Source organism: Streptomyces sp. NBC_01390, from assembly GCF_045040105.1.
Classification (GTDB): Bacteria; Actinomycetota; Actinomycetes; order Streptomycetales; family Streptomycetaceae; genus Streptomyces.
In genome coordinates this window covers 4,500,870-4,513,622 of record NZ_CP109551.1, presented here as the reverse complement: position 1 = coordinate 4,513,622, position 12,753 = coordinate 4,500,870, and the positions used below count along the sequence as shown (strand labels likewise).

The following is a 12,753-nucleotide window of genomic DNA, read 5'->3' as shown; positions in this document are numbered from 1 at the left end:
ACAGGGCCCCGCACAAGGTTTTTCCTCACCCCCGTCCCCCGCCCCCAGGCGTGGGGAACCCTAAGGAACCTCCATGGACACACAGCACGCGGGTGCCACGCCGAGCGCGCCCGCCAGATGCCCCATGCACGGCGCCGACTTCGCCGCCGAACCGCACCGCATCTACGACCAGTTGCGCACCAACGGCCCGGCGGCACCCGTCGAACTCGCCCCCGGTGTGGACGCCACGCTCGTCGTCCAGCACGAGATGGCCCTCAGGGTGCTCCAGAACACCACCCTGTTCTCCCGCGACTCACGCCGCTGGGCCGCGCTCAACGAGGGCCGTATCTCCCTCGACAGCCCGGTCCTGCCGATGATGATGTACCGGCCCAACGTCCTGTTCACGGACGGCGCGGTGCACCTGCGGCTGCGCAAGGCCGTCACCGAGAGCCTGGCCAAGCTGAGCATCAGCCGGATCCGGCGGGATGTCGAACCCATCGCCGACTACCTGATCGACCAGTTCAGCGAGCGGGGGCGGGCCGACCTCCTCAACGACTACGCCAAGCTGATCCCGCTCCTGCTGTTCAACAAGATCTTCGGCTGCCCGGCGGACATCGGCGACCGCCTCACCACCGGCATGGCCGCCATGTTCGACGGCCAGGACGACGCCATCAAGGGCATCGAACAGGTCGCCACCTGCCTCCAGGAGCTGATCACGCTCAAGCGCCGCGAGCCCGGCGACGACGTGACCTCCTGGCTCATCCAGCACCCGGCGGGCCTCAACGACGAGGAGCTGCGGGACCAGCTGATCGTGACGATGGGCGCGGGCCTGGAACCCCAGCGCAACCTGATAGCCAGCGCCCTGCTCCTGCTGCTGTCCGACGGCACCTCCGAGCGGGGCAGCGGCATGCTGGTCGAGGAAGCCATCGAGCACGTGCTGTGGAACAACCCGCCCATCGCCAACTACGCGACGCACTACGCGCTGCAGGATGTCGACCTCGGTGGCGTACCGGTCGAGGCGAACAGCCCGGTCGTCATCAGCTTCGCCGCCGCCAACAGCGACCCGGCGCTGAGCGAGGCCCGGCAGGTGGCCAGCAAGGGCGCGCACCTGGCCTTCGGCGCGGGCCCGCACGCCTGCCCCGCCAAGGACCCGGCCCAGGTCATCGCGCTCACGGCGATCGAGAGGATCCTCAACGCGCTGCCCGACCTGACCCTCGCGGTCCCGCAGGACAGCCTGCTGTGGCGTCCGGGCCCCTTCCACCGCGCGCTCGCCGCACTCCCGGTGCGGTTCAGCCCGACGCCGGCCACCCGCATGGCCGCGGCCCTGCGCAACCTGGCGCCGATGCCGGCGGCCGAACCGGCCCCCCGTCCGGTGCCGCAGCAGGCCCCGGCTCCGGCGGCCCGTCAGGAACCGCGCAAGAAGGGTTTCTGGAGCTCCTTCCTGGACGTTTTCCGGATCTGAGTGTTCTGAGTCGAGTGGTCTGGGTGCCCTGAGCGCCCTGTGTCCGAGGTGAGGTCGGCCTCGGGCGCGGGGCGCTCAGCCGTTTTCGCCGGGCAGCTGCTCGAACTCGGCCAGGGCGTGCGTGAGCCACTGGGTCCAGAAGGTCTCCAGGTCGATGCCCGCCCGCAGGACCAGGTGCCGCAGGCGGTCCTGGGGGGCGTCGCGGGCGGGCTGGAAATCGCGCTTCTCGATCTCCTCGTACTCGGCCAACTGGCTCTGGTGCAGGGCGAGATGGCGGCGCAGGTCGGCCTCGATGCCCTCGGTGCCGACGACCGCCGACGCGCGCAGCCGCAGCAGCATCGTGTCGCGGTACGGCTTCGGGTCCTGGGACGCGGAGGTCCAGCGGGCCAGTTCGGCGCGGCCCGCGGGCAGGACCTCGTAGCTCTTCTTCTGCCCGCGGGTCGGCTGCTCGGTGGGCAGGGCGCGGATGTGCCCGTCGGCCTCGAGTTTTCCCAGCTCGCGATAGATCTGCTGATGCGTGGCCGACCAGAAGTAGCCGATCGACCGGTCGAACCGGCGGGTCAACTCCAGCCCCGAGGACGGCTTTTCGAGCAGGGCGGTGAGGATCGCGTGCGGGAGGGACATGGCTCAATCCTAGGGAGCGGAGAGTTACCTGTGCGGGTGTCAGAGCGCCGCCGCCACCTCGGTGCCCTGCTTGATGGCGCGTTTGGCGTCCAGTTCCGCCGCCACGTCGGCGCCGCCGATCAGGTGCACGCTGCGACCGGCGGCGAGCAGCGCGTCGTACAGGTCGCGGCGCGGGTCCTGGCCGGTGCACAGGACGACGGTGTCGACCGGCAGGACGGTCGAGGTGCCGTCGACGGTGACATGCAGACCGGCGTCGTCGATCCGGTCGTACCGGACGCCCGGGACCATGGTGACGCCCCGGTGCTTGAGTTCGGTGCGGTGGATCCAGCCTGTGGTCTTGCCGAGTCCGGCGCCGACCTTGGTCGCCTTGCGCTGGAGCAGGTGGACGCTGCGGGGAGGGGTGGGGCGTTCGGGTGCGGCCAGTCCGCCCGGGGTGCGGTAGTCCGTGTCGACGCCCCAGGCGCGGAAGTACGCCGCCGGGTCCTCGCTCGCCTTGTCGCCGCCGTCGGTGAGGAACTCGGCGACGTCGAAGCCGATGCCGCCCGCGCCGAGGATCGCGACGCGGTCGCCGACGGGCGCGTTGTCGCGCAGTACGTCGAGGTAGCCGACGACGCTCGGGTGGTCGATGCCGGGGATGTCGGGGGTGCGGGGGCTGACGCCGGTGGCGACGACGATCTCGTCGAAGTTCGCGGCAGCCTCGTGGTTCGCCAGGTCGGCCGCTGTCACCGGGGTGTTGAGGCGTACGTCCACGCCGTGGGCGTCGAGCTGGTGGCGGAAGTAGCGCAGGGTCTCGTCGAACTCCTGCTTGCCGGGGACCTTGCGGGCCACGTTCAGCTGGCCGCCGATCTCGGGCGCCGCGTCGAAGAGGGTGACCTCGTGGCCGCGTTCGGCGGCGGAGACGGCACAGGCGAGGCCGGCGGGGCCGGCGCCGATGACGGCGACCCGCTTGCGGAGGCGGGTGGGGGTGAGGAGCAGTTCCGTCTCGTGGCAGGCGCGTGGGTTGACCAGGCAGGAGGTGATCTTCCCGCTGAAGGTGTGGTCCAGGCATGCCTGGTTGCAGCCGATGCAGGTGTTGATCGCCTCGGGACGCCCCTCGCGTGCCTTGGCGACGAAGAAGGGGTCGGCGAGCATCGGGCGGGCCATCGACACCATGTCCGCGAAGCCGTCGGCGAGCAACTCCTCGGCGACTTCGGGGGTGTTGATGCGGTTGGTGGTCACGAGGGGGATGCCGACCTCGCCCATGAGCTTCTTCGTCACCCAGGTGTACGCGCCGCGCGGCACCGAGGTGGCGATGGTGGGGATCCGGGCCTCGTGCCAGCCGATGCCGGTGTTGATGATGGTCGCGCCGGCCGACTCGACGGCCTTGGCGAGGGTGACCACCTCGTCGAACGTGGAGCCGCCCGGGACCAGGTCCAGCATCGACAGACGGTAGATGAGGATGAAGTCCTCGCCGACCGCTTCGCGTACGCGGCGGACTGTTTCGAGCGGGAAGCGCGTGCGGTTCTCGTAGGAGCCGCCCCAGCGGTCGGTGCGGTGGTTGGTGCCGGCGGCGATGAACTCGTTGATCAGATAGCCCTCGGAGCCCATGATCTCCACGCCGTCGTAGCCGGCCCGGCGGGCGAGGAGGGCGGCGTGGGCGTAGTCGTCGATGGTCTGCTCGACCTCGGCGTCGGTGAGTTCGTGGGGGGTGAAGGGGCTGATCGGGGCCTGGAGGGGGCTCGGGGCGACCAGGTTCTGGTGGTAGGCGTACCGGCCGAAGTGCAGGATCTGCATCGCGATCCTGCCGCCCTCGCGGTGTACGGCGTCGGTGATCGTCCGGTGCTGGTCGGCTTCGGCGTCGGTGGTGAGCTTGGCTCCGCCCTCGGCCGGGCGGCCGGCGTCGTTGGGGGCGATGCCGCCGGTGACGATGAGGCCTACGCCGCCGCGGGCTCGGGTTGCGTAGAACTCGGCCATGCGTTCGAAGCCTTGGTCGGCCTCTTCGAGGCCTATGTGCATGGAGCCCATGAGGACGCGGTTGGGGAGGGTGGTGAAGCCGAGGTTCAGGGGGGCCAGAAGGTGGGGGTAGTGGCTCATGGGGCTGCCTCCGGGGGCGGGGTCGTTGTTGCCCTTTGTGCCTTTGTAGAGGACGGGGATGGGGTTGTGCAACTAGTTGCATAATGGTGTGCGGCACATTGGGGGGTGTTGTTTCGCCCCCGCCGCCCCTACCCGTCCCGTCCTGTTCCTGGGGGCTGTGCCCCCAGACCCCCCATCGGCCCTGAAGGGGCCTCGTCCTCAAACGCCGGACGGGCTGGAGGGGCGGGCCGGCGCTGAGAGGGTGCCGGACGGGCTGAAGGTGCGGGACGGCACTGAGAGGGTGGCGGACGGGCTGAAGGTGCGGGGCGGCGCTGAAGAGGTGCCCGGTGGCGTGGCTCTCCTGGGATTTACTTGGACGTCCTAGTATCCTATTTACTAGGACGTCCAAGTAAATCCATGTCGCGCTCCCGGGCGCGTTTTGGGAAGGCCCCCATGACCGTGAACGATCTCCACCGTCCCGTGCATCCGGTTCGCCTGGTCACAGCGTCCGCGCTGTTCGACGGGCATGACGCCTCGATCAACATCATGCGGCGGATCTTCCAGTCCCAGGGGGCCGAGGTGATCCACCTGGGGCACAACCGGTCGGTGCGGGAGGTCGTGGACGCGGCGTTGGAGGAGGACGCGCACGGCGTGGCCGTCTCGTCGTACCAGGGCGGGCATGTCGAGTACTTCGAGTATCTGGTCGAGTCGCTGCGCGGGCAGGGTGCCGAGCACATCCAGGTGGTCGGGGGTGGCGGCGGGGTCATCGTGCCCGAGGAGATCGCCCGGCTGCGCCGCAGCGGCGTGACCATCTTCTCGCCCGAGGACGGGCAGCGGATGGGTCTCGCCGGGATGGTCAACTCGGTCGTGAAGGACTGCGACTTCGATCTCTGGGACAGCAAGGCCGTTGACGCCTCCGCTGTGCTCACCGGCGATCGGTTCGCCATCGCCCGCGCCATCACCGGTGCCGAACTGGGCAAGCTGCCACAGGAGTTGCTCAGTCAGGTGCGTGCCGCCGCTGCCGCGCGGGTCACGCCGGTGCTCGGTATCACCGGGACCGGCGGCTCCGGGAAGTCGTCGCTCACCGACGAACTCGTACGGCGGTTCCGGGTCGACCAGCAGGACAAGCTGCGGATCGCCGTGATCGCCGTCGACCCGACCCGGCGCCGGGGTGGCGGGGCGCTGCTCGGTGACCGCATCCGGATGAACTCCCTGGACGGCAGTCGGGTCTTCTTCCGGAGCCTGGCCACGCGTGGGAGCCGTGAGCTGCCCGAGCACCTGTCCGACGTGATCGATGTCGTCAAGGCCGCCGGGTTCGACCTGGTGATTGTGGAGACGCCCGGAATCGGGCAAGGTGACGCCGCCATCGTGCCGTACGTCGACACCTCGATGTACGTGATGACGCCGGAGTTCGGTGCCGCCTCGCAGTTGGAGAAGATCGACATGCTCGACTTCGCCGACGTCGTGGCGATCAACAAGTTCGAGCGGCGCGGTGCCAAGGACGCGATGCGTGACGTGGGGCGTCAACTCGTCCGTAACCGTGAGGCGTTCGGGCAGAAGCCCGAGGACATGCCGGTGTTCGGCACCTCCGCCGCCACCTTCAACGATGACGGTGTCACCGCGCTCTACCAGCATCTGCGGGCCGGTCTGGCCGAGCGGGGGCTGCCGCTGGTCGACGGCGCCCTGGCGCCCGTCGCCGTACGGCACTCCTCCGGCATCCGGCGGGTGGTGCCCGCCGAGCGGGTGCGCTACCTCGCCGAGATCACGGAGGCGGTACGGGCGTATCACGACCGGACCGAGGTGCTTGCCGACGCGGCCCGGCGGGTGCAGCGGCTGGACGCCGTCCGGGGCGAGCTGGTCGAGGCGGGAGCGGATGCGGGAGGCGTGGAGGCGCTGCTCGCCGATGCCCGGCGCGGTCTCCCGCACGAGATCGGGGACCAGATCCAGAACTGGCCGGCGGTCGTGGCGTCGTACTCCGGCGAGGAGCAGGTGGTGAAGGTGCGGGACCGGGAGATCCGTACCCAGCTCAGTCGGGAGTCTCTCTCGGGGAATCGGATTCCGCGTGTCGCGCTGCCCGCCTTCACCGACCACGGTGAGCTGGTGCGGTTCTGGCGTCGGGAGAACCTGCCCGGCCTCTTCCCGTTCACCGCCGGGGTGTTCCCCTTCAAGCGCGACGGCGAGGACCCGGCGCGGATGTTCGCCGGGGAGGGGGACCCGTTCCGTACGAACCGGCGCTTCAAGCTGCTGTCGGAGGGCCAGCCAGCCACCCGGCTGTCCACCGCCTTCGACTCCGTCACCCTCTACGGCCGTGACCCCGACGAACGCCCCGACATCTACGGCAAGGTCGGCACGTCCGGCGTCTCCGTGGCCACCCTCGACGACATGAAGGCGCTCTACGACGGGTTCGACCTCGTCGCGCCGACGACCTCGGTGTCGATGACGATCAACGGCCCGGCGCCGACCGTGCTGGCGTTCTTCCTCAACACCGTCATCGACCAGCAGGAAGCGAAGTTCCGGGAGGCGGAGGGGCGCGATCCGTCGCCGGAGGAGGCCGCCGAGCTGCGGGCGTACGCGCTCGCGAACGTGCGCGGCACCGTGCAGGCCGACATCCTGAAGGAGGACCAGGGGCAGAACACCTGTCTGTTCTCCACCGAGTTCTCGCTGCGGATGATGGCCGACATCCAGGAGTGGTTCATCGAGCAGAAGGTCCGCAACTTCTACTCCGTGTCCATCTCCGGCTACCACATCGCCGAGGCCGGGGCGAACCCGATCAGCCAGCTCGCCTTCACCCTCGCGAACGGGTTCACGTACGTCGAGGCCTATCTCGCGCGCGGGATGGCCATCGACGACTTCGCGCCCAATCTCTCCTTCTTCTTCTCCAACGGGATGGACCCGGAGTACTCCGTCCTCGGCCGGGTCGCGCGCCGGATCTGGGCCGTCGCCATGAAGGAGCGGTACGGGGCGGGGGAGCGCAGCCAGAAGCTGAAGTACCACGTACAGACCTCGGGGCGCTCCCTGCACGCCCAGGAGATGGACTTCAACGACATCCGCACCACTCTGCAGGGGCTCATCGCCATCTACGACAACGCCAACTCGCTCCACACCAACGCCTACGACGAGGCCGTCACGACCCCGTCCGAGGAGTCGGTGCGGCGGGCGCTGGCGATCCAGCTGATCATCAACCGGGAATGGGGGCTCGCCATGAACGAGAACCCGCTCCAGGGGTCGTTCATCATCGACCAGCTCACCGACCTGGTCGAGGAGGCCGTGCTCGCCGAGTTCGATCGCATCAACGAGCGGGGTGGAGTGCTGGGCGCCATGGAGACCGGCTACCAGCGCGGACGCATCCAGGACGAGTCGATGCTGTACGAGCAGCGCAAGCACGACGGCACGCTGCCGATCATCGGCGTCAACACCTTCCGCCGTCCCGGCGGCGAGGGGGCGCCCCACGAGGTCGAGCTCGCCCGTGCCACGGAGACGGAGAAGGAGTCCCAGCTCGCGCGCGTCCGCGACTTCCAGAACGCGCACGGAGCGGAGGCCGCGCAGGCGCTCGCCCGGCTGAAGGAGGCCGCCGTGGGCGGCGAGAACGCCTTCGAGGCACTGATGGGCGCGGCCAGGGTGTGCACGCTGCGCCAGGTCACCGAGGCGTTCTTCGAGATCGGGGGTCAGTATCGGAGGAACGTCTGAGCAGCCTCCAGCTCCTTGACCGTGGCCCGGCGCTCCCCGATGCTGTGTTGCGACAGATGAGATGCGTGCCGTAATGAGCAACGTAATGCAGCAAGGTACGGCTCGGATCTCTCGTTCCAGTCGAGGAGTGGTCATGACTCACCAGGTCCGTGCTGTCGTCGCGCGGGGCAAGGGTGCCCCCGTCAGCCTGGAGACGATCCTCGTGCCGGACCCCGGTCCGGGCGAGGCGCTGGTCCGGATCCAGGCCTGCGGGGTGTGCCACACCGACCTGCACTACCGCGAGGGCGGGATCAACGACGACTTCCCCTTCCTGCTCGGCCATGAGGCCGCCGGGGTCGTGGAGTCGGTGGGCGAGGGGGTCACGGACGTGGCTCCCGGTGACTTCGTGATCCTCAACTAGCGTGCTGTGTGCGGGAGTTGTCGGGCATGTCTGCGTGGGCGCCCGTGGTACTGCTTCAACACGCACAACGCCAAGCAGAAGATGACCCTGCTCGACGGCACGGAGCTGTCGCCGGCCCTCGGTATCGGCGCCTTCGCCGAGAAGACCCTGGTCGCGGCCGGGCAGTGCACCAAGGTCGACCCGGCCGCCTCGTCCGCTGTCGCCGGGCTGCTGGGGTGCGGGGTGATGGCCGGGATCGGCGCCGCCATCAACACCGGGAACGTCGGTCGCGGCGACTCCGTCGCGGTCATCGGCTGCGGTGGGGTCGGGGACGCGGCCGTCGTCGGGTCGAACCTGGCCGGCGCCGCGAAGATCATCGCCGTCGACATCGACGACAACAAGCTCGCGACGGCCCGCAAACTGGGCGCCACGCACACGGTCAACTCCAGGGAGACCGACGCCGTCGAGGCGATCCGCGAGCTGACCGGCGGCAACGGCGCCGATGTCGTCATCGAGGCGGTCGGCCGCCCGGAGACGTACAAGCAGGCCTTCTACGCCCGTGACCTCGCCGGGACGGTGGTCCTGGTCGGCGTGCCGACGCCGGAGATGAAGCTGGAGCTGCCGCTGATCGACGTCTTCGGGCGCGGTGGCTCGCTGAAGTCGTCCTGGTACGGCGACTGCCTGCCCTCCCGCGACTTCCCGATGCTCATCGACCTCTATCTCCAGGGGCGCCTTCCCCTGGACGCCTTCGTGACCGAGACCATCGCGCTCGACGAGGTCGAGAAGGCGTTCGAGCGGATGCACGGCGGCGACGTACTGCGCTCGGTGGTGGTGCTGTGACGGCCGGCGGCGCTCGTATCGACCGGCTGATCACCTCGGGCACGTTCTCGCTCGACGGCGGCACCTGGGACGTCGACAACAACGTGTGGATCATCGGGGACGAGAGCGAGGCGGTCGTCATCGACGCCGCCCATGACGCCGACGCCATCGCGGCGGCTCTCGGCGGGCGCGCCCTGCGGGCCATCGTGTGCACCCACGCCCACAACGACCACATCGACGCCGCGCCCGCGCTCGCCGCGCGCACCGGCGCCCCGATCCTGCTCCACGGCGACGATCTGCCGCTGTGGAAGCAGACCCACCCGGAGCGGGAACCCGACGCCACGCTGACCGACGGCCAGGTGCTGACCGTCGCCGGGATCGAGCTGACGGTGCTGCACACGCCCGGCCACGCGCCGGGCGCGGTCTGCCTGTACGCACCCGCCCTGAGCGCCCTCTTCGGCGGCGACACGCTCTTCGCGGGTGGCCCCGGGGCCACCGGCCGCTCCTACTCCCACTTCCCGACCATCGTCGACTCGATCCGCGACCGGCTGCTGACCCTGCCCGCCGACACCGTCGTATACACGGGGCACGGGGACACCACCACCGTCGCCGCCGAGGCCCCGCACCTCCAGGAGTGGATCGACCGGGGTTTCTGACCCCTGACGTCTGCCTGATGTCCGCTGATGCCTGCCTGATGCCTGCCCGATGTCTGTCCGAGCTGCTTCGACGCGCTCGGTCCGGCATCGGGCTCGCTTGGTCTCACGTTGTGCAATGTGCGCGAAGTTGTTCATGGCGCAACTCGCGCCTTGGGCTCATCCCGGTCTCTGGACTTCTTGACAAGGGTTCTGGGCGCCCTCAAACTGACGTTGCGCTTACCGCAATCCGTTTCGCTATACGCACCGAGGTGTCATGATGATTCCCGCGTGCCGTCTCGCGGATCTCCCGCGAGGTGAGGCTCTCCGGCTCGACATCGACCCGCCCGTCTCGGTGTTCCACACCGACGACGGCGAGGTCTTCGCCATCGACGACACCTGCACCCACCAGGATGCCTCGCTCGCCGACGGCTGGCTCGAGGGCTGCGAGGTGGAATGCCCGCTGCACGCCTCGAAGTTCGACCTGCGCACCGGCGCCGTCGACTCCCCGCCGGCCAAGCTGCCGGTGCGGACGCACGAGGTCGTCGTCGAGGACGGCATGATCTACGTCCAGGTGTCCACGGACGCCCCCAACCTGCCCCCCTGTGTCGCGGCCCGGCTCGCCGGGGGTCCCGCGTGAGGACGGTGGCCGTGGTGGGCGCCTCGCTGGCCGGACTGTCGGCGGCGCGCTCCCTGCGCAAGCAGGGCTATGACGGACGGCTGGTGCTGATCGGCGACGAGGCCCATCGCCCGTACGACAGACCGCCGTTGTCCAAGGAGTTCCTGGCCGGAACCCTCGGCGAGGCGGAGCTCGGACTGGAGGCGGACGGCGAGGACCTGGGCGCGGAGTGGCTGCTCGGCACCCGCGCGATCGGCCTCGACCGCACCGACCGGTCCGTCCGCCTCGCCGACGGCCGGGGCGTACGCGCCGACGGCATCGTCATCGCCACCGGCGCCGCCGCCCGCACCCTGCCGGGCGCCGACGGCCTGACCGGCGTGCACACCCTGCGCACCCTCGACGACGCCCGCGCCCTGCGCGACGAACTGGCCCTCGGCGGACGGCTGGTGGTGATCGGCGGCGGCTTCATCGGCGCCGAGGTCGCCTCCACCGCGTACGCCCTCGGCCTCGACGTGACGGTCGTCGAGGCCGCGCCGACACCGCTCGCCGGACCACTCGGCGAGACCATGGGCGCCGTCGTCTCCGGCCTGCACGCCGATCACGGCGTACGGCTGCTGTGCGGGACCGGGGTCAAGGGGCTGAGCGGGGAGCGGCGGGTCGAGGCCGTGCTGCTGGCCGACGGGCGCAGCGTGCCTGCCGACATCGTCGTCGTCGGGGTGGGTGCCCGGCCCTGCGTCGACTGGCTGGCGGGGTCCGGCGTGGCCCTGGAGAACGGCGTCAAGTGCGGCGCGGACGGTCGCACCAGCCTGGCCGGTGTGGTCGCGGTCGGCGACTGCGCCAACTGGTACGACCCCCGGGTGGGCGCGCATCGACGCGTCGAGCACTGGACAGGGGCGCTTGAGCGTCCCGCTGCTGCCGTGGCTGCCTTGTTGGCCGGGGGGGCGGTGGAGCCGGGTGTGCCTCGGCCGCCGTATTTCTGGTCCGATCAGTACGGGGTGAAGATCCAGTTCGTGGGTTACTCGGGCGGCGCGGACAGTGTGACGGTGGAGGAGGGGGCTGTCGGTGACCGTAACGTCCTTGCCGTTTATCGGCGGGGCGGGGAGCCGGTTGCCGCTCTTGGGATGAATCAGCCCCGGCTGTTTGTGCGGTGGCGGAAGCAGTTGGCTGCGCCGGCGGTGCGGTGATTCGTCTGCGGGCCCGTGGGGGCTGGGCGCGCAGTTCCCCGCGCCCCTAGCTGGTGCGCCCCTGCGGGGCGCTACCCGCCAGGCGCGCTGCGCCATATCTAGTTGACCGGATTTATACGACGACGTTCTCCGAGGAGTGCACTGTGACCTCGACCGGCCTGCCCGACAGTCTGATCGCCACCCTGCCCGGCTCCTCCTACACGGATGCGGGGATCTTCGCCCAGGAGCAGGAGCGCATATTCGAGAACATGTGGTTCTGTGTCGCGCGCGCCTCCGAACTGGCGAAGCCCGGCGCCTTCAGGACCGTTGACGTGGGCCGCGAGAGCATCCTCGTGACACGGGCGCGGGACAACTCGATCCGCGCCTACTTCAACGTCTGCCGGCACCGTGGCGCCAAGCTCTGCACGGAGGAGACCGGCGAGGTCAAGCGGGCCTTCCAGTGCCCGTACCACGCCTGGACGTACGGCCTGGACGGCAAGCTCGTCGCCGCGCCCAACCTCACCAAGATGCCCGACGTCGGCCGCACCGAGTACGGCCTGGTCAGCGTGGCCGTACGGGAGTGGCTCGGCTATGTCTGGGTCTGCCTCGCGGAGAACCCGCCCTCCTTCGAAGAGGACGTCATCGGCGAGGTCATCGGCCGGCTCGGTGACGTCGAGTCGATCGAGCACTACGACATCGACAACCTCTCGGTCGGCAAGCGGATCGTCTACGACGTGAAGGCCAACTGGAAGCTCATCATCGAGAACTTCATGGAGTGCTACCACTGCGCCACGATCCACCCCGAACTCACCGAGGTGCTCCCCGAGTTCGCCGACGGCTACGCAGCCCAGTACTACGTCGGCCACGGCGCCGAGTTCGGTGACGAGGTGCAGGGGTTCACGGTCGACGGCTCCGAGGGGCTGGACCGTATCCCCGGGGTCGCCGAGGAGCAGGACCGCCGCTACTACGCGATCACCATCAGGCCGCAGGTGTTCATCAACCTCGTACCCGACCATGTGATCTTCCACCGCATGTACCCGGTGGCCGCCGACCGCACGATCGTCGAGTGCGACTGGCTGTATCTCCCGCACGTCGTCGAGAGCGGCAAGGACGTCAGCCGGTCCGTGGAACTCTTCGACCGAGTCAACCGCCAGGACTTCGAGGCCTGCGAGCGCACCCAGCCCGGGATGCACTCCCGCCTCTACGCGAAGGGCGGCGTCCTCGTCCCCAGCGAGCACCACATCGGCGCCTTCCACGACTGGGTCAACGAGCGACTGGGGGCGCGGTAGCGCCCCTCAGGGGCGCGGGGAACTGCGCGACAAGCCCCCCACGGGCCG

8 protein-coding genes and 1 pseudogene are annotated in these 12,753 nt (G+C 69.7%); 7 read left to right on the top strand and 2 right to left on the bottom strand.

The annotated features are described in order from the left end of the window. Positions 1 to 124: 124 nt before the first annotated feature. Positions 125 to 1,441 (top strand): cytochrome P450, encoded by a 1,317-nt coding sequence (locus OG241_RS20090; protein WP_405826322.1) that lies wholly within the window; start codon positions 125 to 127, stop codon positions 1,439 to 1,441. Between the two features lie 75 nt (positions 1,442 to 1,516). Here the strand turns inward: OG241_RS20090 and OG241_RS20085 are convergent, their stop codons facing one another. Then, positions 1,517 to 2,065, bottom strand: coding sequence for a PadR family transcriptional regulator (locus tag OG241_RS20085; protein WP_405816914.1), 549 nt, complete (start codon positions 2,063 to 2,065; stop codon positions 1,517 to 1,519). 39 nt (positions 2,066 to 2,104) lie between these two features. Continuing rightward, the gene (locus OG241_RS20080) at positions 2,105 to 4,138 is read right to left on the bottom strand and encodes an FAD-dependent oxidoreductase (RefSeq protein ID WP_405816913.1); all 2,034 of its coding nucleotides are present in this window, start codon (positions 4,136 to 4,138) and stop codon (positions 2,105 to 2,107) included. A gap of 438 nt (positions 4,139 to 4,576) precedes the next feature. Here OG241_RS20080 and icmF point away from each other — a divergent pair, with 438 nt between their 5' ends. The 6 genes and pseudogenes from icmF (at position 4,577) to OG241_RS20050 (ending at position 12,705) form a co-directional block, all read left to right on the top strand. Beyond that, a complete protein-coding gene (gene icmF / locus OG241_RS20075; protein WP_405826320.1) occupies positions 4,577 to 7,804 on the top strand; it encodes a fused isobutyryl-CoA mutase/GTPase IcmF in 3,228 nt (1,075 codons plus the stop codon). A 133-nt stretch (positions 7,805 to 7,937) separates the two neighbouring features. Then, positions 7,938 to 9,023, top strand: a pseudogene (locus OG241_RS20070) (S-(hydroxymethyl)mycothiol dehydrogenase). Beyond that, positions 9,020 to 9,658, top strand: a complete 639-nt coding sequence (locus tag OG241_RS20065) for an MBL fold metallo-hydrolase (protein ID WP_405816912.1) — start codon at positions 9,020 to 9,022, stop codon at positions 9,656 to 9,658. The pseudogene OG241_RS20070 and the gene OG241_RS20065 overlap by 4 nt, the downstream one beginning before the upstream one ends. A 253-nt stretch (positions 9,659 to 9,911) precedes the next feature. Beyond that, positions 9,912 to 10,274: a bifunctional 3-phenylpropionate/cinnamic acid dioxygenase ferredoxin subunit gene (locus OG241_RS20060; protein ID WP_405816911.1), complete on the top strand. Its 363-nt coding sequence runs from the start codon at positions 9,912 to 9,914 to the stop codon at positions 10,272 to 10,274. Continuing rightward, positions 10,271 to 11,437 (top strand): NAD(P)/FAD-dependent oxidoreductase, encoded by a 1,167-nt coding sequence (locus tag OG241_RS20055; protein WP_405816910.1) that lies wholly within the window; start codon positions 10,271 to 10,273, stop codon positions 11,435 to 11,437. The genes OG241_RS20060 and OG241_RS20055 overlap by 4 nt, the downstream gene beginning before the upstream one ends. A gap of 143 nt (positions 11,438 to 11,580) precedes the next feature. Next, positions 11,581 to 12,705 (top strand): aromatic ring-hydroxylating dioxygenase subunit alpha, encoded by a 1,125-nt coding sequence (locus OG241_RS20050; protein ID WP_405816909.1) that lies wholly within the window; start codon positions 11,581 to 11,583, stop codon positions 12,703 to 12,705. Positions 12,706 to 12,753: the final 48 nt, after the last annotated feature.

What these genes read in the sequence shown, in the direction of transcription:
- OG241_RS20090 (WP_405826322.1), top strand. Translation starts at nt 125, where the DNA reads ATGCACGGCGCCGACTTCGCCGCCGAACCGCACCGCATCTACGACCAG.
- OG241_RS20085 (WP_405816914.1), bottom strand. Translation starts at nt 2,065, where the DNA reads ATGTCCCTCCCGCACGCGATCCTCACCGCCCTGCTCGAAAAGCCGTCC.
- OG241_RS20080 (WP_405816913.1), bottom strand. Translation starts at nt 4,138, where the DNA reads ATGAGCCACTACCCCCACCTTCTGGCCCCCCTGAACCTCGGCTTCACC.
- OG241_RS20060 (WP_405816911.1), top strand. Translation starts at nt 9,912, where the DNA reads ATGATGATTCCCGCGTGCCGTCTCGCGGATCTCCCGCGAGGTGAGGCT.